21 protein-coding genes and 1 riboswitch are annotated in these 23297 nt (G+C 46.0%); of the genes, 9 read left to right on the forward strand and 12 right to left on the reverse strand.

Going from position 1 to position 23297, the window contains the following annotated elements:
* The first annotated feature begins 3 nt into the window (after positions 1 to 3).
* The 3 genes from J4N45_RS21335 to mepA all read left to right on the forward strand — a co-directional run bounded on the left by J4N45_RS21335 (position 4) and on the right by mepA (position 3839).
* Positions 4 to 1401: a glycoside hydrolase family 1 protein gene (locus J4N45_RS21335; RefSeq protein WP_252016823.1), complete on the forward strand. Its 1398-nt coding sequence runs from the start codon at positions 4 to 6 to the stop codon at positions 1399 to 1401.
* Positions 1402 to 1456: 55 nt separating this feature from the next.
* Positions 1457 to 1556: riboswitch (purine riboswitch) on the forward strand.
* Between the two features lie 120 nt (positions 1557 to 1676).
* Entirely contained in the window at positions 1677 to 2684 is a 1008-nt protein-coding gene (locus J4N45_RS21340) for an adenosine deaminase (protein WP_252016825.1), read from the forward strand.
* Positions 2685 to 2993: 309 nt separating this feature from the next.
* Positions 2994 to 3839, forward strand: coding sequence for a penicillin-insensitive murein endopeptidase (gene mepA, locus J4N45_RS21345; protein ID WP_252016827.1), 846 nt, complete (start codon positions 2994 to 2996; stop codon positions 3837 to 3839).
* A 14-nt stretch (positions 3840 to 3853) separates the two neighbouring features.
* On the opposite strand, the gene J4N45_RS21350 is transcribed toward mepA, so the two are convergent.
* Positions 3854 to 4192, reverse strand: a complete 339-nt coding sequence (locus J4N45_RS21350) for a helix-turn-helix domain-containing protein (protein ID WP_042471148.1) — start codon at positions 4190 to 4192, stop codon at positions 3854 to 3856.
* Positions 4193 to 4634: 442 nt separating this feature from the next.
* Between J4N45_RS21350 and J4N45_RS21355 the strand changes: the two genes are divergently transcribed.
* On the forward strand, positions 4635 to 5831 hold the full coding sequence (locus tag J4N45_RS21355; RefSeq protein WP_252016829.1) for a GGDEF domain-containing protein: 1197 nt from the start codon (positions 4635 to 4637) through the stop codon (positions 5829 to 5831).
* A gap of 10 nt (positions 5832 to 5841) precedes the next feature.
* On the opposite strand, the gene J4N45_RS21360 is transcribed toward J4N45_RS21355, so the two are convergent.
* A complete protein-coding gene (locus J4N45_RS21360) occupies positions 5842 to 6219 on the reverse strand; it encodes a SirB2 family protein (RefSeq protein WP_234497014.1) in 378 nt (125 codons plus the stop codon).
* A 403-nt stretch (positions 6220 to 6622) separates the two neighbouring features.
* Here J4N45_RS21360 and J4N45_RS21365 point away from each other — a divergent pair, with 403 nt between their 5' ends.
* Together J4N45_RS21365 and J4N45_RS21370 are read left to right on the forward strand one after the other, a co-directional pair.
* Entirely contained in the window at positions 6623 to 7993 is a 1371-nt protein-coding gene (locus J4N45_RS21365; RefSeq protein ID WP_252016831.1) for an NAD-dependent succinate-semialdehyde dehydrogenase, read from the forward strand.
* Between the two features lie 125 nt (positions 7994 to 8118).
* Positions 8119 to 9369, forward strand: coding sequence for a serine hydrolase domain-containing protein (locus J4N45_RS21370; protein WP_252016833.1), 1251 nt, complete (start codon positions 8119 to 8121; stop codon positions 9367 to 9369).
* Between the two features lie 81 nt (positions 9370 to 9450).
* On the opposite strand, the gene J4N45_RS21375 is transcribed toward J4N45_RS21370, so the two are convergent.
* The 5 genes from J4N45_RS21375 to J4N45_RS21395 form a co-directional block, all read right to left on the reverse strand.
* Complete coding sequence (locus tag J4N45_RS21375) at positions 9451 to 12303, reverse strand: FAD-binding and (Fe-S)-binding domain-containing protein (RefSeq protein ID WP_252016835.1); 2853 nt, start codon at positions 12301 to 12303, stop codon at positions 9451 to 9453.
* 22 nt (positions 12304 to 12325) lie between these two features.
* Positions 12326 to 12991 (reverse strand): LutC/YkgG family protein, encoded by a 666-nt coding sequence (locus J4N45_RS21380; RefSeq protein WP_252016837.1) that lies wholly within the window; start codon positions 12989 to 12991, stop codon positions 12326 to 12328.
* 13 nt (positions 12992 to 13004) lie between these two features.
* Positions 13005 to 14441 carry a LutB/LldF family L-lactate oxidation iron-sulfur protein gene (locus J4N45_RS21385; RefSeq protein WP_252016839.1) on the reverse strand — a complete coding sequence of 479 codons (1437 nt, stop codon included), beginning with the start codon at positions 14439 to 14441 and terminating at the stop codon, positions 13005 to 13007.
* Positions 14438 to 15196: a (Fe-S)-binding protein gene (locus J4N45_RS21390; protein ID WP_252016841.1), complete on the reverse strand. Its 759-nt coding sequence runs from the start codon at positions 15194 to 15196 to the stop codon at positions 14438 to 14440. The genes J4N45_RS21385 and J4N45_RS21390 overlap by 4 nt, the downstream gene beginning before the upstream one ends.
* Positions 15197 to 15346: 150 nt before the next feature.
* Positions 15347 to 17038: an L-lactate permease gene (locus J4N45_RS21395; protein ID WP_252016843.1), complete on the reverse strand. Its 1692-nt coding sequence runs from the start codon at positions 17036 to 17038 to the stop codon at positions 15347 to 15349.
* Positions 17039 to 17206: 168 nt separating this feature from the next.
* On the opposite strand from J4N45_RS21395, the gene J4N45_RS21400 reads away from it, so the two are divergent.
* Complete coding sequence (locus tag J4N45_RS21400; protein ID WP_234497004.1) at positions 17207 to 18106, forward strand: LysR family transcriptional regulator; 900 nt, start codon at positions 17207 to 17209, stop codon at positions 18104 to 18106.
* Between the two features lie 7 nt (positions 18107 to 18113).
* On the opposite strand, the gene J4N45_RS21405 is transcribed toward J4N45_RS21400, so the two are convergent.
* Entirely contained in the window at positions 18114 to 18716 is a 603-nt protein-coding gene (locus J4N45_RS21405) for a hypothetical protein (RefSeq protein ID WP_252016845.1), read from the reverse strand.
* A 43-nt stretch (positions 18717 to 18759) separates the two neighbouring features.
* Between J4N45_RS21405 and J4N45_RS21410 the strand changes: the two genes are divergently transcribed.
* A complete protein-coding gene (locus J4N45_RS21410) occupies positions 18760 to 19056 on the forward strand; it encodes a DUF1496 domain-containing protein (protein WP_128649398.1) in 297 nt (98 codons plus the stop codon).
* A gap of 35 nt (positions 19057 to 19091) precedes the next feature.
* Here J4N45_RS21410 and J4N45_RS21415 read toward each other — a convergent pair whose 3' ends face one another.
* On the reverse strand, positions 19092 to 19391 hold the full coding sequence (locus tag J4N45_RS21415; protein ID WP_128649399.1) for a YfcZ/YiiS family protein: 300 nt from the start codon (positions 19389 to 19391) through the stop codon (positions 19092 to 19094).
* A 490-nt stretch (positions 19392 to 19881) separates the two neighbouring features.
* On the opposite strand from J4N45_RS21415, the gene J4N45_RS21420 reads away from it, so the two are divergent.
* Entirely contained in the window at positions 19882 to 20343 is a 462-nt protein-coding gene (locus J4N45_RS21420) for a TetR/AcrR family transcriptional regulator (RefSeq protein WP_128649400.1), read from the forward strand.
* 74 nt (positions 20344 to 20417) lie between these two features.
* Here the strand turns inward: J4N45_RS21420 and J4N45_RS21425 are convergent, their stop codons facing one another.
* The 3 genes from J4N45_RS21425 to J4N45_RS21435 form a co-directional block, all read right to left on the reverse strand.
* A complete protein-coding gene (locus J4N45_RS21425; RefSeq protein ID WP_286036917.1) occupies positions 20418 to 21254 on the reverse strand; it encodes a heme ABC transporter ATP-binding protein in 837 nt (278 codons plus the stop codon).
* Entirely contained in the window at positions 21251 to 22231 is a 981-nt protein-coding gene (locus J4N45_RS21430; RefSeq protein ID WP_234497865.1) for a FecCD family ABC transporter permease, read from the reverse strand. Before J4N45_RS21430 ends, J4N45_RS21425 begins: the two co-directional genes overlap by 4 nt.
* 139 nt (positions 22232 to 22370) lie before the next feature.
* Positions 22371 to 23225: a heme/hemin ABC transporter substrate-binding protein gene (locus J4N45_RS21435; RefSeq protein WP_252016847.1), complete on the reverse strand. Its 855-nt coding sequence runs from the start codon at positions 23223 to 23225 to the stop codon at positions 22371 to 22373.
* Positions 23226 to 23297: the final 72 nt, after the last annotated feature.

Below are 23297 nucleotides of genomic sequence, written 5' to 3' on the forward strand. Positions count from 1 at the left end.
AAGATGACGACATACACTTTTCCGCAAAATTTTTTGTGGGGCGCGGCTGCGTCTGGCATTCAAACGGAAGGCACTACAAACAAAGCTAACGATTCTATTTGGGATCTTTGGCACCAACAAAGTCCAGAGCGTTTTTATCGTGGCATCGGCTCTCAAACGGTAACGGATACCTATCACCGTTACAAAGAAGATGTCCAGGACATGAAAAAGGTCGGCTTTAACTCATTCCGTACCTCTATTCAGTGGTCTCGACTCATCAAAGACTACGAAACTGGCGAGGTCTGCCAAGACGCTGTCGAGTTCTACAACAACTACATTGACGAAATGATCGCTAATGGCATCGAGCCAATGATGAACCTTTACCACTTTGATATGCCAGCAGAGCTTCAAGAGAAGTTTGGCGGCTTTGAGTCAAAGGAAGTCGTCGACCTATTTGCTGACTACGCAGAGACGGCGTTTAAGCTTTTCGGTAACAAGGTGAAGCATTGGATTACGTTCAACGAGCCAATCGTGCCAGTAGAAGGCGGTTACCTGTACGACTTCCATTACCCATGCAAGAAAGATGGCAAACTTGCCGTTCAGGTCGCTTTTAACATCATGCTGGCTCACGCGAAGGCAGTCCATCGTTTCAACGCTCTAGAGCTGGAAAACTCGCAAATCGGTGTGGTACTTAACCTAACGCCCTCGTACACGAGAAATGACAGTGAAGAAGACAAAAAAGCAGCATGGTATGCAGATCTTCTGTTCAACCGTAGCTTCCTTGACCCAATGGTGAAGAATGAGATCCCTCAAGAGCTATGTGATGTGTTGGCTGAGCAGGGCGTTACGCCAGAGACCACACCCGAAGAGATTACGGCGATCACCACTGCGAAGGTCGATTTCTTGGGTGTGAACTACTACGTTCCACGCCGCGTTAAAGCGCGTGAAGCTGAGTATGATCTTGACTACTTTACGCCAGAAGTTTACTTCGAGAACTACGTGAATCCAGAGGGTCGATTCAACCCATATCGCGACAACAACGAAATCTTGCCGACGGCTATCTACGATATCGCTAAAAACGTTCAAGATAACTACGGCAATATTCCTTGGTATCTTGCTGAAATTGGTATTGCGATGGATCTTGAGTCCGAAGGGCAGCCAGGTACTGATGGTCTGATTGACGATTCATTCCGTACCGGCTTGATGAAAGAGCACCTAGTTCAGCTTCACAAGGCGATCGAAGAGGGCTCAAACTGCTTTGGTGTGCACCAGTGGACCTTTATCGATAACTGGTCTTGGCTGAACTCATTTAAGCGTCGCTACGGCTTCTTCCGTCTAGATCTGGAAACAGGAAACCGAATTCCTAAGAAGCACGGTGTATGGTTCAAAGAGCTTGCCACTACTGGGTCATTTGAAGACTAATTTCAGTTTTTAGTTCAAAGCGAGGGGCTGTAGGTTGTCAACGACCTTCATCATTTGATACAGTCCTTCGCAGCTTCGTATAACCCCAATGATATGGTTTGGGGGTCTCTACCAGTTCCCGTAAAGTGCTGATTACGAAGAGTTAGGATGGCATTGCTGTCTTTACTCTTTGTATTGGCGTTCGAAACTTTTCTTCATCTGTTCCTATACTCAGAGTAAGTGCATCCGCAAGCCCCATAAGCCGATAAGGCTCTCATAAGCATAATAGGTGGTATATGAACGCATTTATTCAAGGTCTTCCAAAGGTCGAGCTACATCTTCATATCGAAGGTTCTCTAGAGCCAGAACTACTCTTTAAGTTGGCACAACGTAACAACCTCTCCTTGCCATATTCTTCCCCAGAAGAGCTGCGCAAAGCGTACGAGTTTGATGATTTACAATCTTTCCTTGATATCTACTATCAAGGCGCAAACGCCCTGCAAACTGAGCAGGATTTTTTCGATCTAACTTGGGCATATTTAGAACGCTGTCATCGAGATAACGTTATCCATACCGAAGTCTTTTTTGACCCTCAAACCCATACCGACCGTGGTATCCCTTTTGATGTAGTGATTAATGGTATCGACCGAGCACTACAACAGGGTCACAGCGAGTTAGGTATCAGTTCGCAGTTAATTATGTGCTTCTTACGCCATCTTTCCGAAGAGGCAGCTATCGCAACCTTAGAGCAGGCGCTGCCATTCAAAGACAAAATTATTGGCGTCGGTCTTGATTCTTCAGAGCAAGGGCATCCGCCAGAGAAATTTGCACGTGTATTTAAAATGGCGCAGCACGAAGGCTTTTTGACGGTAGCTCATGCCGGGGAAGAAGGGCCCGCGCAGAATATTGTCGATTCTATCGAGATGCTTGGTATTAGCCGAATTGATCACGGAGTACGCTGCGTTGAAAGCGATGCGCTGATGAGAGAGCTAATCGAATCACAAATGCCGCTGACCGTATGTCCACTGTCTAATATCAAGCTGAAAGTGTTTGATAGGATGGAAGATCACAATATTGTAGAGCTACTTCGAAAGGGATTAGCGGTCACTATTAACTCCGATGATCCTGCCTATTTTGGCGGCTATATGACGGACAATTTTCTAGCTGTCAGTGACGCTCATAAAATGTCTCATCGTGAGATCGCTCAATTTACACTGAATGCGATAAATGCCAGCTTTATTGATGAAGCCTTGAAGCAGGAATATAAAAATAAGGTCGAAGAGTATTTACGAACAGCAGCCTAATGCGTAATTAAGTCAAGTCGTCATTCCCGAAAAAGGTGGCAGCCTCAAAAAAGGAATGACGACTTAGTGTGGTAGACTCAAATTGCTGTGGTTGCAACTGAGTGATTTATTTGTAGCTTGTTCTGCTTATACCTTCAATACAATGAGTTACAAAATGTAAACATATACTGATATTTGTGAAACATTTCACTTTATGTATACCGTCTTAAAAGTGCTCATCTCTAATTATTCTACAAAAGCGATTAAGCAAATATGAAACTTCACAGCTATTCTTAAGCCTAGTTAACGTCCTTTTTAAGGGGATTTAAGATGACTAGGTTTGCTTGGTTGGCGCTGTTACTAGTAGCGAGCAGTGGATACGGACTGGAGCGCTCATGGGATGAAGTAACGTTGCCAAGTGACGGTGACTCTAATTCCATTGGAAGTTACGCCAATGGCTGTCTTGCGGGCGCTGAGGCTTTGTCATTAAATGGGGCGGGTTACCAAGTTATCCGCTCTCAGCGTAATCGATATTACGGTCATCGAGACATGATTGCGTATCTTACTGAGTTAGCAAGCAAAGTTGATAGGTTAGGAATTGGATATTTGCTGGTGGGTGATATCTCTATGCCGCGAGGCGGAAGGTTTACCTCTGGTCATGCTAGCCATCAAACTGGGCTCGATGCAGACATTTGGCTGCGACTACCTAATCAGCCTCTGAGCGACGTTGAAGCCGCCAATCCTGAACCCTATCCAGTGGTCGATATAGAAAAATACCGCTTTAAGAAAGATAAATGGACCACGAACCACTCTTTGCTGCTGCAAGTGGCAGCGAATGACGAACGAGTCGCGCGTATCTTTGTTCATCCACTTATAAAAAAGCAGTTGTGTGAGGTCTCATGGAAAGATCGGGACTGGCTACGCAAGGTGCGCCCATGGTGGGGGCACTATTATCATTTTCACGTTAGACTGCACTGCCCAGACGGGGAGAGCAAATGTATCGCGCAAAATGCTCCGCCACCAGGAGATGGTTGCGGGCAAGAGTTAGCATCGTGGAAGCCTTATATCCCCACAAAGAAAAAGCCTGCTGACAAAGTCACGAAAACGGAACCTAAAAAGAAACGTGTGTCTAAGCCGAAGTACCAGGAGTGTGTAGCGCTTCTCGCAGAGCCTTAATAAACTTATCTGCGCTATTGCAGCCTGTATTCGATGGTCACTTGGTTGCCATCTACACGTATGTTGGTGATGTCGCCATCCACGGTAAGGCGAGTGTTAAACACACGTTCAGAGTCTGCTGTGTAGACACTTTTCATCGAAGGTAGGTGATGAAGAGGGTCGATATGCAGCAGCTTGCAAAATCTGTCCACGAAGGTGGCGTCTAGCGGTGTGTTGCCATTAAGGCGGTTTGAAAGTTCGACTTGACTCAAATTAAGGCGTTTGGCGACTTCCATCTGAGTAATATGCATTTTCGCTTTTTGTGACATCCAGACGCGATACAAAGCCTCTGTGTCTTGTTGTGTATAGTTCATCGTTTTAACCCCTGCATAAACTGGAATTGTGCCATTCCATCTTTGTGGCGCGTATTTCATCGCAGGTTGCCGATTTTGTTGTCAAGACCTTGCAAGGCAAGTAAAGCTACTGTCCGGTATAAGACAAAAGGGCGTCAATATTTTGAACTTCAAATTTCCCATTTCTGAAGTGTTTCTCATTAGATAAGAAATTATGTGAGGTATCGAAAGGAAATAAAGCCAAGAGAAACAAAATAGTATGGCAACTTTATTCAACTAGAAACGTATCGACTTTTTCCTATCATCATACAATTTTGTGGCAGAAAGTCAGGATTTTGGTGATTAGCTTCTCAAAAATAGTTGCTCGGCTTCTATTTATTGTCCTCTTGTATAGCATTTTACGTGAATTATAAAGTCAGCGATATAATGCTGACATAAGTACAAAGGTTGAACTAGGAATAGTATGGATACTTTTGCTGCGTTTTCTCTTGATATGAGAACGCTAAATTTTGTCATGATACTGTTTAGTATCATTTACTGTATTGGCTTATTACTGTTTTCACAGACGCAAAAATCTATCAAAGGGCTTCGTGTGTTTGCACTCTCACTGCTCGTTATGGGAAGCGGTCCTTTGCTCATAAGCATGAGAGGGGTATTACCTGATTGGGGCAGTATCGTATTGGCTAACTCTCTGATCGCAGTTTCATTTCAAATGATCTTTCACAGTATGTGTCGCTTTCGAGGTGTCGATACTAAGTACGCACACTATTTTTCATGGGTGATTCCAGTTGTCGTTGGACTTAATCTCTACTTCACGTACGAGTTCAACTCGATTAATGATCGGGTGTTGGTGAGTGCCTTCTCCATCGGTATCGTCTCGCTCGGCGCTGCGGTCGTGGTGCTAAATGGCAAGAACAAAGACTATCCTGTTGCCGTGTGGATGATGACGGCGACGCTAGCATGTTACGGTATTTTTATGCTGTTTAGAGGCGTACATACCCTGAACAGTCCAGAGATAGTGAGTTTTATGGAGGCAGATATTGTTCAAAAGCTGGCGTTTTTATCCAGTATCTTTCTCATTGTTGCTCTGAGTTTTAGCATGCTTTGGATGATTAACGCGCGACAAGTAGAAGCGATCTATGCGTTATCCTATTTTGACCCGCTGACAAACTTGCGTAATCGCAGAGCGTTGGACAGACACACTGACTCGCTGGAAGGAACCTCTGAAAAGCTAACCAAAAAACAGTGCGTTATTATGTTGGACATTGACCGATTCAAGCAGATCAACGACCGATTTGGTCATGTCAGCGGTGACCAAGTCATCAGAAGTGTTGCTCAACAAATTAAACGAACACCTGGTGTGTCGAAGAGTATCTACCGTTATGGTGGAGACGAGTTTATCGTGGTGCTAGAGAATCAAAATCTGGATAGAGCGTTGTCAGTGGCAGAGTCAATGCGTCAACGAGTACTCAGGTACGCTGGCATTGAGGGGATAGAGAGTGACATTAGTTGTAGTTTCGGCGTCGCTGAATCTCAAGCTGATGAGAGTTGGGACGAGCTAGTAGCAAGGGCAGACGAAGCCCTGTATCTCGCCAAGCAAAAGGGTCGTAACTGCGTTCAATCCGGCTCTCTTGAATCTCAGTGGTCGACAGCGGTGTAAGCACACCTATTTAGCCGAACAAAAGTGGAGTGTGTGCTTTACCGATCGTAAAGATGGTTAACCAGATGCCACATGTCACTAGCATGAGTAACACTCTAATGCGTCGTTTAAGTGTCAGCTGGAACAAAAGCATCGTGCTAAAGGCGTAGACAATAAACAGGCTTAGCTTCTCTGTAAGCCAGCCATTAACGAATGGGAACTGATCTAACATGATGCAAAGTGTTCCTGCGCTGATAAGCATGAACACAGTCAGGATCTGGTGGATGACGAGTGCGAATTTGTTTTCCACCAAAGCTGAGTGACTAAAGCCCCACCAAGCTCGGATGATAAAACTGATGAAGCTGAGTAATGCCAGCGTGACATGGGTTTTGACGAGAAGTGTGTACATAAAATTCTTTTACACAGTGTTTACAACTACCAGCCGCCACCTTAGGCAATAGTCGTTTGGCATTCTTTGATGTAAATCAAGTGTTACTCCATTGTTTCTTAGTTCGTTAACTTGGTTATAAATAACGTGACTTCAGACAGAGAACGTGATTAACGCAATCGACTTATCATTTAAAGGTATCATCTAACATTATGATATTAGAGGATTAACTTTAACCATCTGCAATTTCGATAAAACATTTGAATAGCCATTTTGTTTTCAAATTGTTGTCTATTTGTATGATTGTTTCTTGCCGTTTTCCCCGTGTATGTTGACCGAATAATAAATAATACGCAGACATCGAAGAGCCTGCCGAAAGGTCTCATGAAGAGATTTATCCCCCAAGTCCCTACGGAGAAACACAATGAGTATTAGAACTCTGAATCCATACACGAATCGCATTGAGAAAACCTTCGATGCTTTAGAAGATCGTCAGGTGATCGAAAAAATCGCGAATGCAGATGTTGCTTTCAGAGGATGGCGACGCACCTCGCACAGTGAGAGAGCGGCGCTTTTATCTAAGGTTGCTGACTTTCTAGAGGCGCGAGCGGACCAATATGCGGCGTTGATGACTACCGAAATGGGTAAGCTTCATAGTCAAGGTATGGCTCTCGAGATTCCATTGTGTGCCGAAATTTGTCGCTATTACGCTGAGCATGGTGAACGATTTCTAGCGCCTGAGTCGATTGATGAGGTCGCCACTGGTCGTGCTGAAATTCAAAATCTACCCCTAGGTACGATTTACGGTGTCATGCCATGGAACTTCCCGTTCTATCAAGTCATTCGTTTTATCGCGCCAAATATCATGGTTGGCAACAGTGTCGTGTTTAAGCATGCATCCAATGTTCCGCAATGTGCCGAAGCTATCACCGCGTTATTTGAAGATGCTGGGTGTCCAAAGGGATTGGTTCAGCATTTGTTTATTTCATCGGGTCAATCTGAACTGGTTATCTCAGACAAGCGCGTACAGGGAGTTTCTCTTACTGGCAGTGAGAAAGCAGGTGCAAGCGTCGCTGCATTGGCGGGTAAGCACCTTAAGAAAGTGGTGATGGAGCTTGGTGGCAATGACCCGTTCATCGTTTTATCCGATGCGAATGTAGATAAAGCGGTTGAACTTGCGGTCATCGCGAAAATGTTCAATTCAGGCCAAGTTTGTATTAGCGCAAAACGCTTCATTGTGGCGGATGAAGTGTATGACGAGTTCATCGACAAATTTGCATCTGTCATGACGAGTCTAAAAGCGGGCGATCCTATGGATGCGGATACGACTTATGCGCCTTTGGTGAGCGTGCAAGAGCGCGATGCATTGATTGAGCAAATTAACCATGCTGTCAAACAAGGGGCAAGGTTGGTTGTGGGAGGAGAGGCTGAAGCGTTAGAGGGTGCATGGCTCAAACCGACTATCCTATGTGATGTGACACCTGATATGGATGTATTTGACCAAGAGCTCTTTGGACCTATTGCAGTTGTGTATCGAGTTGGCAATGATGACGCGGCTGTTCAGCTTGCCAATGATAGCTCATATGGACTCAGCTCAGCTGTGATCTCTGAGAGCTCAGAGCGAGCGCATTCGGTCGCCGACCAACTTGAATGTGGCGCATCCTTTATTAACACCTTCTCGATGTCAGAAGCATGTTTACCATTTGGTGGCATCAAAAATTCCGGTTTTGGACGTGAGCTAGGCCGTTTGGGGCTCGATGAGTTTGTAAATAAGAAACTCGTTAGAGTAGCTTAGTTTTCGCAAGGTACCCCCTAATATGGGGGTGCCTGTAAGTAAAACTTACAGCCCCTCATTACTCCTATTTTCGTCATCCCTTTAAACTACTTCCACTTCCTGCTCCAATGTTTAAAGGTAATTCAATGAAAAAGACGCTAATCTCATTAACACTCGCTACTTTGATGACTTCGGGCTTGGCAAGCGCAATGCCATCAGAAGGAAAAGTTCGCGCAGACATGGGCATTACAGAATCTAACCTTCTGGCCGCTGACCAAAACCGTTACACCTACAAAAACATGCAAGAGTTTATGAAAACCAAAAACATAGACTCAGGTGTTATGGCTCCAATTTTACTAGAGCAAGCCGACAAACCATTAGGCGATGTAGAGTTCACTTACGATGGCAAAAAGATGAACTTACAAGACATGCTTAAAGATCATCGTGCTGACGCATTTATCGTGCTTAAAGACGGTAAGGTGGTCCATGAGCAGTATTTTGATGGTCAGAATGAGCGCACTAAGCATCAGATGATGAGTGTGACAAAGTCATTCACAGGCATCTTAGCAGCGACGCTGGTTGCCGAAGGTAAACTGGACCGAGATGCCTTGGTTGAAACCATTGTTCCTGAGTTGAAAGGCTCAGCTTACGGTGATGCCACGGTTGGACAAGTGATGGATATGACCAACAACGTGAAGTATTCAGAAGCGTACGAGAATCCAAACGCAGAAGTGTTCCAGCACATGAAAACTATCGGTTTTGCACCGATGGAAGAGGGTTATGCTGGTCCTAAGACCATTCGTGAGTTCCTAAAAACACTTGAGAAAGATGGAGATCGACCGCACGGCGAAGAGTTCCACTACATTTCAGCTAACACAGATGTGGTTGCTTGGATCATTGAAAACGTAGAGGGAAAATCATTTGACCAAATTATGTCTGAGCGTATTTGGTCAAAGATTGGTGCTGAGCGTGATGCCTTTGTTATCGTTGATGGAGAAGGTACCGAACTGGCTTCTGGCGGCCTAAACGCAACCGCTCGCGATTTGGCGAAGTTTGGACAAATGCTCGCTGACCAAGGTAAAAACCTCAATGGGGAACAAGTGCTTCCGGCTAAAGCAATTCAGTCAACACAAGCAGGTGGTGCACCAGAAGCGTTCGAGAAAGGCGGCTATAGCCACCATGGCATGACAGGCTGGAGCTATCGCAACCAATTCTGGCACACAGACAATGCGAATCAGGCATACACAGCACTGGGTATCTTTGGTCAGTGGATCTATGTTGACCCAACGGAGAATGTTGTGATTGTCCGTCAATCTAGTGCTGAAGCGTCTATTGACGATATTCGTGACGCAGAAATGGTGAGCGCAGTGAACGCGATTATCGAAAAGCTAAAATAACCAGCTTTTGATTAAAAATGGCAAGCCAGTTGGCTTGCCATTTTGTGTTTATGTGGAGGACATTGTACCTATAGCCAAACTTTACCTTTTGATTGGCGACGACACCTGATCAACGAGATAGAGTATCGATTGATATGGCACGCCACTGTGATGAGATAAACCTATTTCACAGGTGATACTGTTACTGAAGCCGCGAGTGCAATCGGCTGGAACCTGATCCTTGAGGGGGGCGACAGCTGCTTCGTTAAGTTCGGGGGTAGTGAAGCCCTTGTCGCCCGCCCAGCCACAACACTGAATGTGTTCAGGTAATACAACCTTGGTCGCACATGCTTTCGCTAATTGGAGCATTGTCGATTCGAGCCCCATTCGTCTCGAACTGCAGGTAACATGCAGCATTACCGTTTCTTCAACAGGTGTTAGCTCGAGTTCGTCAATTAAGTAATTGGACACAAACTTCACTGGCTCAACGATGGTCATCGGCTTGGTGAACTGCTCGATACTGCGTTTGGCACATGGACTGGTGTCCATAAGGACAGGGTATTTGCCCTGCTCAGACGCTTCCCAAAGTGCTTGTTCTAATTGCTCGCTTTTCTGAGTCGCGATATCCGTCATGCCTTTGCTGTCATAAGGCATACCACAACATTGATCGCTGAGTGACTTGGGTGCGATGAGCGAATATCCTGCTTTTTCTATGAGTGACATAGTCACCTCACCGAGAGAGCGTTGGTCAAATGCATTCGGCTGAGTGTTCATATTTCGGCTGGCGCAAGAAGGGAGGTATACGACCTTTTTATCGCTGGTGTTAGCGCCATTTTGAACCTCTGGTACATCGAACTTGGCGCCGCCTGGAGTTTCTGGTAACCACGCCGGTGTGGCTTGCTTCGTGACTTTTCTCATCCCGTCTGCGAGTTTAGCAACGCGATCTCTTCCCAGAATATTGGATGCAACTGTACCGCTTTTGAGACCAAATCGAGCGATGGTGGTAGTGGCGCTAAAGTGATCAGCGGTCCATTTCGCTATCGGTCTAAACTTCTTGTATTTTGGCCCACGGAGTTTTTTCACTAGTTCGCCTGTATTAATACCAACTGGACAGCGGTCGGCGCAGAGACCCGTGGCTGCACAGGTATCAATTCCTTGGTACTCAAATACCTGTTCAAGCTCACCTGCTTCTACATCTTCGCCCGCAGCCTTGCGTCGTTGTAACTCTCGGAATAGCACGATACGCTGCCTTGGGGTCAGCGTCAGCGTTCTAGAAGGGCAGACAGGTTCGCAGAAGCCACATTCGATGCAGCGATTGACGATGTCGTCTGCTGCAGGCATCGGTTTAAGGTTTTCGATATGAGAGTTTGGGTTATCGTTAATGATAACACCCGGATTGAGCAGACCCTCTGGGTCGAATAGCGCCTTGATTTGCTGCATAAGCGCGTAGCCTTCTTGACCCCATTCGAGCTCTACATAGGGTGCCATATTACGTCCAGTACCATGTTCGGCTTTCAGCGAGCCTTGATACTTAACCGCGACGAGGTCAGCGACATCATCCATAAAACCGCCATAGCGTTCGATCTCTTGTTGGCTCTCGAACCCCTGAGTAAACACAAAGTGAAGGTTACCCTCGAGCGCGTGACCAAAGATGATCGCTTCGTCGTAGTGGTATTTGTCGAATAGCTCTTGCAGATCTCGTACCCCTGACGCCAAATTCTCTACGGGGAAAGCAACGTCTTCAATGATAACCGTAGTACCGACCTCACGAACAGCTCCCACTGCCGGGAACATACCTTTACGAATGCCCCATAAGGTTGCGACTGTCGCTGGGTCGAGAGTAAACGGGACGGATTCTATGATGGTGTAGTCATTTAGCGCTGTCATCACCGCATTGGTATGATCATCGAGCGTGTGTTTGCACGATGCGTGCACCTCAACCAGCAGCGCTGTGGCTTCAAGATCAAGCGTTTTGATAAAGCTTGGCATACCCGGCTTGTCGGCAACGGAGCGAAGTGCGCGTCCGTCCATCATTTCGACCGCAGCCACAGGGGTTTTCGCAATCGTAGCGACGGCTTTACTGGCTTCTTCGATATCAGAGAACACCAAAAGTGTAGAGGCTTTGTATTTGTGCTCAACAACCGTGTTATAGGTGATTTCAGCGATAAAGCCCAACGTTCCTTCAGAGCCAATCATGAGGTGCTCAAGTACCTCAATGGGATCGCTGTAATCAACAAGTGCATTAAGTGCATAGCCCGTGGTGTTCTTTAGACGATATTTATGGGCAATTTTGTCGGCTAGGTCTTGGTTCGCTTTGGTTTCTTGTGCAAGTTGAGTGAGACCTTCAATGAACTCAGGTCGCTCAGACTTTAAACGCTCCACACTGGCTTTGTCTCCAGTATCTAAAATCGTTCCATCAGAGAATACCAGCTTCATGCACTCAACGGTTTTATAAGAGTTTTGCGCCGTTCCGCAACACATCCCACTCGCATTGTTAGCCGCGATGCCCCCTATTTTACAGGTATTGATTGATGCTGGATCTGGGCCGATTTTTCGTTGATAGGGAAGTAAGTATTTGTTCGCATCTGCGCCGATGACGCCAGGCTGAAGTCGGATCTTCTCCCCCTCATCTAGGATGGAGTGCCCGCGCCAGTCATCGGTTAAAGCAATCAGCACAGAGTCCGACACCGCTTGGCCCGAGAGGCTGGTACCTGCGGCGCGGAAGGTAAATGGAATGAGGTGTTCGCGACAACATTGAATGGCAAACACAACCTCATCGAGATCCTTTAATCTAAGTACAATTTGAGGGATCAAGCGATAGAAGCTGGCGTCGGTCCCATAGGCTAAACGCTCAGCTTCCCCGGTGATGATTCGTTGTTCATTAATTCGTGTTGCGAGCTGCTGTCTCAATGCGTCGTAGTTGAGATTACGCTTGGGCTTGTTCTCGTTGCTCATTCCAGTGTCCTTTTTAATTTTTTTATTCGTCTTCCAATAGCACTACGATCAGTTGGCTAGGTCCGTGGGCACCGTATGCTAGGGTTTGTTGGATATCCGCAGTTTTAGAAGGTCCCGAAATCAATAGGGCGTTAGTCGGCATGTAGTGATTCCAGTTGTTATCTTGCATGACTTGCAGGAAGTGGCCGTAAAGCGCTGATTTCTTGACAATAGCAATATGGCTCGGCGGTACAAGGGACAAGGTTCTCGGCTCATGTTCGTTTGGCCATAAGATTAATGCCCCCGTGTCGGCAATGCCGCCAAGGGTGTGAGTAATACCCACATCAATCTGATTGAATAGCTCGGATTTCCACTGCTCGATGTTTTCATTAAATGCGGTGACTTGTTTCGAGCTCGAGGCCACTTCTATATCGTTGATATATTCACCAGCGGTACCGATAGCGATACGTTCAAACTGATAGTGTTTGATGATGCTTGTCAGCATTGATGTGAGCTCGGAGCGAGTCGTCTTGCGAACATCGGCATGGTTAGCCGACATCATCTCTACAAAACGCTCTGCTTTGTCTTCTTGAGTAATCGATGGATGACTGCCCCATGGGAAAAAAGCCATCTCCTCAGCGGTCTTGGGTGTGCGTTTAGCCTGTTTGAGGCGGCCTAGAATATTGTCTTTTGCAAGTCGGGTATTCATGTCGGTTTCCTCATTACTTCTTAGAAGCGTTAGCTTTGTGTTTCTGTTTCATAATTTGATGCAAGGTTTTATCCGCAGGCTTGGGGCTCGTTCTGCACTGAGTCCACGCACCGAGCTTGTTAGGGATTAGGTTTTGCATTTTGGTCGCCATGAATGTTCCGGCGTGATACAGACTTGGAGAGCTAGCCGCTAAGGCATAACCCTTCATCGCCGCAGTCTCAAGCTTACTGTTAGCTGCGTTTTGTCCCTCTAGCGCTGGTACATCTTTATTCGCTTTGTTCTTCGCTTCTTTTCGAAGGCGCAATAGCATGTCTGGGATCGGAATACGAACAGGGCAAACCTCACCGCAGGCGCCGCACAAACTTGAAGCCGTCACCAGATCCTTGGTTTTGTCGATACCAAGGAGGTGAGGTGAGATAATTTTACCGATCGGGCCGGGGTAGACAGTGCCGTAGGCGTGCCCACCAATTTTGGTATAAACCGGGCAGTGGTTCATACATGCACCGCAACGAATGCACTGCAGCGTTTTACGCAGCTCTTCATCTCGATAGGCTTGACTTCGACCGTTATCCAAAAGGATAAGGTGTACTTCTTGTGGGCCGTCTTTTTCTCCCAATTTGCGCGGTGAGCTGATCATGTTGAAGTAGGTGGTAATCGCTTGTCCGGTCGCTGAACGGGTTAGGGCGCTGTATAGCGGTGGAACATCCGAGAGAAATTCGACAACCTTTTCAATGCCCGTTATCGCAATATGCACATTGGGCACTGTCGTCGACATCCGCCCATTGCCTTCGTTTTCTACCAAGCACAGGGTTCCAGTTTCTGCGACAGCAAAGTTGACGCCTGATAGACCAATATCGGCTTCAAAGAACTTTTGTCTTAGGCGCGTGCGACCGGTTTGAATCAGGCTGTCGACATCTGTCGTTGGTGTGAAACCATCGAGGTGCTGCTCAAAGGTGTCGCTCACTTCCTGCTTGTTCTTATGAATCGCTGGCATGATGATATGAGAAGGTTTGTCGCCATCGAGTTGAACGATGTATTCGCCCATATCACTCTCTAAGCATTCAATACCGAGTTTCGCCATCTCGTGGTTCATCTCGATCTCTTCGCTCACCATGGATTTGCCTTTGATGATTTGCTTGGCATCGTGCTCATGCGCAATAGCGGCAATCATGGCGTTCGCTTGTTCTGGGTTTTCAGCCCAATGAACTTGGATACCATTTTTGTAGCAGTTGAACTCTAATTGCTCGAGAAGTTCTGGCAGCTTACTCAGGCAGCGCTGGCGAATCGATTCGGCAAGATCTCTTATCTGCTTTTCTTCGTTAGCGTCACTAAACGCTGTCTTACGCTTATCACGCAGATAATCCATGGCACCACGAAAGTTTGCTCTTAGCTGTTTGTCACCTAGGGCGTTTTTGGCGAGCTGGTGGAATTGTTCAGGAGTTTGACTCATTGTGTGCTCTCCTTTGTTCGTTCAAGAAGAAATGAGGCAAGGTGACGCCCTTTGATTGGCTTTCCTTGATATTCAAACGCACCATTGATGTTCAGAAGACATCCCCAGTCTGCACTCACCAGTGTATTGGATTGGGTCGCTTCAATATGGTGAGTTTTGTCTTTCACCAAAGCTTCGGAGATATTAGGGTGGCGTACAGAGAAACTACCACCAAAGCCACAACACTCGCTTTCGTAGTCTTGCATACGAAGCTCAACATTGGAGAGTTGACCAAGCAGTTCAGTGGCAGTGACGTGGACATTCATCTCACGTCTTGCAGCGCATGAAGTATGCATAACAACGCTTGTAGGTTGACCTTTGTCATCGAGTTTGACGCGACAGACGTTAACAAGAAACTCGGTTAACTCAAATACACGGTCACAGAATTTATCGACTTGAGCTTGATTGCTGTCTCCCTTAAACAGGCGACGGTAATGATGATGCATCATGCCGCCACACGAGCCTGACAAAACGATAATCGGATACTGTTCAGGGAACAGATCCATCTGGCTTTTTGCGACCTGTTTTGCTTCTGATTCATAACCTGACGTGTAGGCAGGTTGTCCACAACAAGTTTGTTTTTCGACAAACACAACGTCAATGCCTTGTTGCTCTAAAAGGGTCATGGCGTCTAAGCCTGCTTCGGGGTCAAATACGTCTACTAGGCAAGTCGCATAGAAGTAGACCTTGCTCGGTTTTGAGGGATAGATTCGCATTGTATTGCTCCAGCACTAGACCCATTTATATGGGTTCATATTTTTATATAGACTAGTTGTAAGGTTATGAAAAATAAGCGCACTTACCTTCTTGAAGTGATTCACAACTTTGCCGACAGTCGGCAAGTGCGCCTTTGACTTAAACCTAAATCAGTTCATGAGTGCGTCGGTAAAATGGAAACCGTACACCAGTGCAAGTCCGATAAGGCCAGTGACAACTAGATAGTAGAACGTAGGGATAATGGTTTTTCTCAATGTCAGACCTTCACGGCCAAGTAGACCAACGGTGGCAGAGGCCGCGACCACATTGTGGATGGCAATCATATTACCAGCAGCAGCGCCGACCGCTTGCAGGGCGATGACTGCGGTTGTTGAGATAGTGAGCGTTTGAGCAACCTCAAACTGGAACTGACTAAACATCATGTTCGATACCGTGTTCGAACCAGCGATAAATGCACCGAGCGCACCGATAGTGGCACTCAAAGCCGGGAAGGCCTCTCCAACGAGAGCTGAAGCAAAGTTGGCCGTAGTAACTGGCATGCTCGCAAGGTCAGCGCCGTTGACGCCAGAGTTAATGAAGATGCGAACCATAGGGATAGTGAACACAAGTACAAAGCCAGCACCAATCAAGGTTTTGCTTGATTCGCCAAATGCCGCCATTAATGGTTTGGCAGATCGTGATTGGATGATGACAGCAAGTAGGGCAACAAAGACTAAGATTCCACCCGGTAGATACAGGGGTTGAATGGCAGTGCTAATACCCGTTTCACCAAGAATATTACTAAATGACAGGCTTACACTGGTCAGGAAGCCCTTGAACTCGCTGCTCACGCGACTTGCTACCAGAATGACAGCCAGTAGAACGTACGGTAGCCAAGCAATCGCCATTGACATCGGTTTACCAGAGTGCTCTTTAAGGTCCATTTTAAGTGAGCCAAGCCACTCTGCTGGCCACTTGTCTTCGCTTTCAAAATCCCACTTAGACTTAGGCACTAGAAAGCCACGCTTAGCTGCACTTACGACGATCGCAAGACCTACCAGACCACCAATCAATGAAGGGAACTCTGGGCCAAGAAGAACACCTGTTAATGCGTACGGGACGGTGAAAGCTACGCCAGCGAAGAGTGCGAATGGAAGAATATCGAGGCCTTCTGTCCAACTGCGGTTTTTACCAAAGAAGCGAGTGAGCATCATTGCCATCAGAACTGGCATCAGGGTGCCAACACAGGCATGAATAATGGCAACGTTCGAAGTGATTTGCTGAAGGTAAATGTCCCATGATGCACCTTGGGAAACCAGCGACTCACTGATGTTGTGTGTATCTAGGCCTTTGTTTACACCAACAATAATTGGAGTACCTACTGCACCAAACGATACAGGTGTTGATTGAATCATCATACCCATTAGAACGGCAGCAAGAGCTGGGAAACCAATGGCGACAAGCAAAGGGGCTGCGATCGCCGCTGGCGTACCGAACCCCGAGGCACCCTCAATGAATGAGCCGAAGCACCATGCAATGATGATGGCTTGAACGCGGCGGTCAGGCGAGATATCAGTAAATCCATTGCGGATCGTTGTGATTGCACCAGTATGTTTGAGCGTGTTGAGAAGGAAAATCGCACCGAACACAATCCATAGCACGGCAACGGTAATTCCAAAGCCCTGGAAAATAGAGGCAATAACACGTGTGACAGACATATCCCACGTAAACAGTGCAATAACGACGGTGAGGCCAAATGCTACGGGCATGGCTTTTTTAGCAGGCCAGTTCAATCCGACTAACAGAATGGCAGCGACCACAATGGGTGAGAAGGCCACGAGGGCAAGTAAGGTTTCAGACATGAGTTACTTCCTTTTGTCTCAGCTCATTCACTCCAACCATGTGAACGGGCAAAGTAGTCTTTATAGTTTTTGTAATAGGGTTGTTAAGGTGGGGTGAATTTATCCCTTTATTTTTTATTGATATAGAGAAATAATGAAAATGATTATTTCCAAAAATGACATAATACTATGCGAGCAGACGACTTAATCCTGTTTTATCAGGTAGTAGAAACCGGTGCCTTTAGCCGAGTGGCAGAGCAAAATAACCTTACAAATTCAGTAGTTAGCAAAAGAATTGCACGGTTGGAAGAAGAGCTTGGGGTTCAATTATTATATCGAACAACGCGTAAATTAACCTTGACTGAGGCGGGTAAGGCACTCGTCCACGGGGCAAAAAATGTGAAGCAAGCCACTCAGGAGGCTATGGAATCAGTTTCAGGTTATGGAGAAAATATCAGCGGTCATATCAAAATGTCTGTGCCGACTATCTCAGGAGATTTGATACTTGCCGATGCGGTTGCGGAGTTTTGTAACATGCATCCAGGTTTATCTGTCGATATGTCACTTGATAACCGCTTTGTGGACCTGTTTGATGGTGGTTATGATCTGGTTATTCGAACTGGCTATTTGGAGGACTCTAGTTTAATCGCACGACACATATTAGATTCCCAGTGGGTAGTGTGCGCTTCACCATCTTATATCGCCAAAAACAGTAAACCTCTAAAACCTGAAGACCTTACCAAACACAATTGCCTTCAATACGCCTATCAAACAACCGGAGCGTCGGAGTGGGAGTTTAAAGGCGCGAAGGGGAACTATATCGTCAAAGTCTCAGGGTCTTTCTCAACGGATAATGCAACGGCATTGAGGAAGGCGGCATTGGGTGGTCACGGTATCGCTTATGTCCCGAGGTGTCTGGTTTATCATGACTTTAGAAATGGTCAGCTCGTCGATATTTTTCCTGATCAAGTGGGTAAACGACTCGGTATCTATGCCGTGTATCCCTTTACTCGCCAGCCACCGAATAAAGTTCGATTGCTGATAGAGCATATCCGAACGCGATATTTAGCAATATCGCACTACTTTTGATTACAGATTAGCGAGCAACTGCACCACCCAGGTCGAGATTCTCAGGCCACTCTGTGATAACGTTGCCCCCGAGAAATATGTTTCCTTTCACTGTCATGGTTTTGGGGAAGCGAGTGATGTTAGAACCACCTAAGTAGAGGTTTCCCTCAACTACGATTCCTTCAGGAAGCTCTGTTATCGGAGTTCGAATGATGCTCAAATCGCCTTTCACAACCATGCCATTGGGTAATTTTTCAATGGGTGTGTCGCCAAGGTTAATATAGCCTCCAGGAATGACTCCTTGTGGCCAAGCTTTGAGTTTGCTTCCCAAAAAGTTGGCGTAACCTGTGATTTTAGTTCCTCTTGGCATGAATTCCACTAAACTATCTGAGGCATCTAGGCTACCTTTGATTTCCAAGTTGTTTGGCAAAATTTTTATTGGTGTTTTGGCGATATTGAGGTTGCCTTTGACCACCATACCATCAGGCAATGATGTGTATGGCTTATTTCTTAAATCGAGATTGCCATAGTTATCAAGATGATTGAGCGTTTTGTAGTAGTCGAGTTCAATCGCAAACAGGCTTGTCGAAAGCAAAAGTGTGGTCAACAGAGTGGCAAAAGATCGAAGCATGATGATAGAAATTCGTTTCAGTAGATACGTTAGGTAGTTTGCAATGGATAGAATAAATTCACAATGGAAATCCGCACAGGTTGTGATAGTAGCCTTGAGTGGATTGTTGGTAAGTGGTACTGCTTTCGCGAAAGTCATTACGACACCTGGGGCTGATGTTGGTGCGGCTGTGTTACTTTCAGACTCGAAGCTGGGAAAAAGGGTTTGCTATTACAATGACAAAGCTTACTCTTTGGGGTCAGTGATTAACGTAGAGGGTGTTGTACTTCAATGTGTCGAGGAGCAAGACTTTGAAATGAATGGTCAGTTGAAGTGGAAGGCACTAAAAAGCGAGCAATGATGCTCGCTTTATAAAAACTTTAGTGAACTGAACGATTAGCGCGCGAGAGAGCGCGTTTTTAGTTCAAAGATCAGCTTCTCTGCACTCACTTCAAACTTGAATCGAGCAACCAGCTCTTTGCTTTCTTCTACTAGCTCTGAAACTTCAAACTCAACGTTTGCTGACACAGTCTTCGCCAGTTCGATGTATTTTTGAATTTCTGCTTCCAGTTGAGCTTGGGATTCGCCGAAAAGTTGAACTTCTGCGACGTCATCGCCTTCCTTGATGATAAAACCCATTTCACCAGCAACGCCACAAGCGTCACATACGGTTGGTTCTTCATAAGTGTTTGACATAACGATACCTCTTATTAAATCTGTGGTTATTCTATAACTGTGTTTGTGAGGTATCCAGCAATAAATTTCGCGAATGTATTGCAGTTGCATAGGTCTAGCTATGGGTAATTAGCATAATTAAAACGATATATTCATGGAGGTTATGAATATCTTGTTGTTTAATAATGAGTTTGTAATATGCAAGTGGTATCTGCGCTATGTGATGGGGTTCTCAAATATGAGACTCATGTACTAATGATATAGTACAGATTAGTACATGACCTTTGGTGAAATGGTAAACTTTATAAGTTACTAATCAATAAGATGATTTTTATATTTTTGAATGGTATCTATGCCAAGTATTTGTCTCGTGTATGGTTTGCATTCGGTATGCCGTAAACTGAGTTTTTGCAAATCGATACAATAATGGATAGAAAATTATAACGAGCGCTGCTTTAATTATGGTATAGCATACAGCGTACGCAGATAACGATTTAGAGAAGCTTAAGAAATGCCAAAGCGTAGTAAAGAAGATACTGAGATTACGATCCAGAAAATCATGGAAGCGGTCGTCGATCAGATTATCCGACTAGGGTATGACAAAATGTCGTACACCACTTTAAGCCAGCAGACAGGTATATCAAGAACAGGGATCAGTCACCACTTCCCAAAAAAGACGGACTTTACGGCCGCGCTTGATGGACGCATCTTCAAAATGTTCGTTGAGCATTTGGAGTTTGAAAAGGGTATTGATGGCTTTACCGGTAGTTGGATCGAATCTCTTAAGAACGATGAATTTTTAGCAATCTTGAAGCTACTTTTCCACCATATTGTGACTTCAGAAAATTCACATGAATTTGCCTCCAAAGGTATCGACCGCTTATACAAGCTGGTTGAGACCCAGTATGGGGAAGGTAGTGACAAAGAGCTAGAATGGCTGATTGGTCGCTCGCTGATTCAACTCTCTAAGTAAAGAGTTGTATTTAATAACGAAAAGCCGCTCAGTAGAGCGGCTTTTTTGTTATCTACTTACTATTTTAACCGTGACTATTGAGGCAAAACGGTCGGGAAGTCGAGAGTCGGGTGTGGTGTGACAAGCGCGCTGTACCCATAAACCTCTTGTATTAGTTCACTGCTTAAAGCATCCCACGGTTGACCATCCGAGACGATTTTGCCTTTATCAAGTATAAGTAACCTGTCTGAGTACTGAGCTGCTAGGTTCAGGTCGTGAAGAACCACAACCACTGCGGCATTTTCTTTATCTGCAAGTTCCCGTGCGATAGCTAGGGTGTTGTGCTGGTGCGCGAGATCCAGTGCTGATGTTGGTTCATCCAGCATGAGTATCTTTTTATCCCCAGATAAATGAAGCTGCGTTAGAACACGTGCCAAGTGTACTCTTTGCTTTTCTCCACCAGAGAGGGACGGATACAGTCGCTTTGCCAAATGAGCAACGTCAGCGGAATGCATGTAGTTTAATGCAAGCTCCTTCGTGGCTTGATTGGACAAACTCAGCGGGATGGCACCGAGTTCTACCACTTCAGAAGCGAGAAAAGGAAATGACAGTGTGCTGTGCTGGGGGAGCAACCCCATATGCTTAGAGAGATCCTGGGCACACCATTGGTTCTTATGCTTACCAAAATACTCGATATTTAAGTTGGATGATGTCTCACCACATAACAGCTTTAGTAGTGTACTTTTGCCTGCGCCATTTGGACCTAAAAGCGTGGTAACTTGACCAGAGTAAAGTTCGATATCAATGTTATCGAGAATCACACGTTCACCAAACGTCATAGAGATGTTTTCCGCTGATATAGCCGTTTGGTTGTCGTGGTTTTGGTGCGCTCCTGCGTGTGCGAGGGCACTAATAGCATTGACTCGACTCATAAGATTTTTCCTTTTTGCTGAAACAACAAATACAAGAAGAAAGGTGCGCCAATAATGGCGGTGACAATCCCTACAGGGAGCTCTGCAGGTGCAACTGCCACGCGAGCAAACATATCAGCCGCAGTCATGAGTAGAGCACCTAAAAGTGCAGACAGTGGTAGCAGTGTTCTGTGGTCAGGACCAGCCAGCATTCTCCCTAAGTGGGGTATCACTAGACCAATAAACCCAATCAATCCAGAGACACTGACGGTTACCCCAACACCCACGGCGGTGAGAAGTATTAACTGGCGTTTAAGCTTCTGCACTGGAATGCCCAGGTGCTTTGCTTCAGACTCACCAAGCAGAAGGGCGTTTAGTGACATCGCTTTTTTGTAGAAGTACCAAAACAGCAGTATCAATGTGACACCGGATAACCCAATTTTTCCCCAACTTGCACCTGCAAGTGACCCCATTGACCATAGAGATAAGTCGCGCAACATCTGGTCGTCAGCAATGAAGTTGAGGTAACCAATGGCGGCTCCAGATAATGCACTGATGGCGACGCCAGCGAGCAGCATAATGGTGACAGAGGTTCCAAACTTACTGGTGCCCAGTTTGTAAACCAACACTGTGGTTAGTGCGCCGCCGAAAAATGCAAAAATCGGTACTACTGCAAGTGCCATAAACTGCGGAAACTCTATTCCTAGAACCGAAAAACCAACGATGGCGAGAGCGCCGCCCAAAGAAGCGCCTGCTGATACACCGATGATCCCAGGCTCCGCCAATGGGTTACGAAATAGTCCCTGCATTACTGTGCCACAAATTGCCAAAATGGCGCCAATGAGCATACAAAGTACGGTGCGAGGTAAACGAATATCCTGAATTACCAAGTTGATATGCGGTGCAAGATCATTACTACGAGTCGTCAGCGACGTCACACTATCCCAAAACGTGATGTTCATAGGACCAACGGTAATAGAGTAAATGGCGGACAGCATTAACAATAACGCGAATGCGGAGAAGACTAATGTGTTGGATACATTTCGAAGCATAGAGTTCTTTACATCTAAACCCAGTCAAACTGAGGTGGTGAAGGTTGGTTGCCCAATTGCAGCAACCAACTGGAAAGATTGACAATTAAGGGTAGAGCAAGGCGTTGATACGCTTTGCCTCTTCTAAGCTTTTAAGACCTAGCCCGCCGACAAGCGCGTGACCATCTATTGTCACTATGGCATTGTTTTGTCCTGCAGGAGTCGCTGAGAGCATTGGCAGGGCTTTGAGTACCGCATCGCTGCCTCCGAGTTTGGCATAACTTCTCCCGCTAACAAGAACGACATCAGGTTGCATTTCGATGATGGCTTCGTTTGAGATTGGCTTATAAGAGTCGATAGACGCCGCTGCAGGGTTGATACCACCCGCTAGCTCGATGATGGCATCTGGTGTGGTTGCATTACCTGCTACGTTTGCTGGGCGGCCTTCATGAATCAGTAGGAATAAGACTTTCTTCGCTTCATTTTCTTGGGGTTGATTAGAGGTTAGCGCATTCACCTGTTTTGCGATGTTAGATTTGAGTGCTGGTGCATTTACCTCTGTGTCAGTGAGCTTTGCAATTTGGTCGATGCGTGTATTGAGACCTTCTATGGTTGGTGCGGTATCCACAATTTCAATGTCTACTCCAACTCGTTCTAATTGATCCAAAGCCGGTTTCGGCCCCATCTCATCAGAGCCAATAACGATCGTTGGTTCTAGAGCAATTAACCCTTCTGCTGACAAAGCTCGATGATAGCCGACTTTAGGCAGAGGGGACCCTTTGGGTGTAACACTAGTGACATCCACACCGACTAGCTGGGACTGAGCGCCTAGAGCATAGATAAGCTCAGTCACAGACGCACCTGCGCTGACTATCTTCTCTGTACCTTCTGCTATCGCGGTACTAAAAGGCAGAGAAGCAACGATGCTAATCGAAAGTAGTTTTTTTATTGTTTGTTTCATTGTGTGGATCCTAACAAGGCGGATGATTTGTCCGTAAAGCATTGGCTGCATGGGTAACCGTAAAATAGGTCT

Origin of the sequence: Vibrio sp. SCSIO 43140 (assembly GCF_023716585.1) — a bacterium.
Lineage (GTDB): Bacteria > Pseudomonadota > Gammaproteobacteria > Enterobacterales > Vibrionaceae > Vibrio > Vibrio maritimus_B.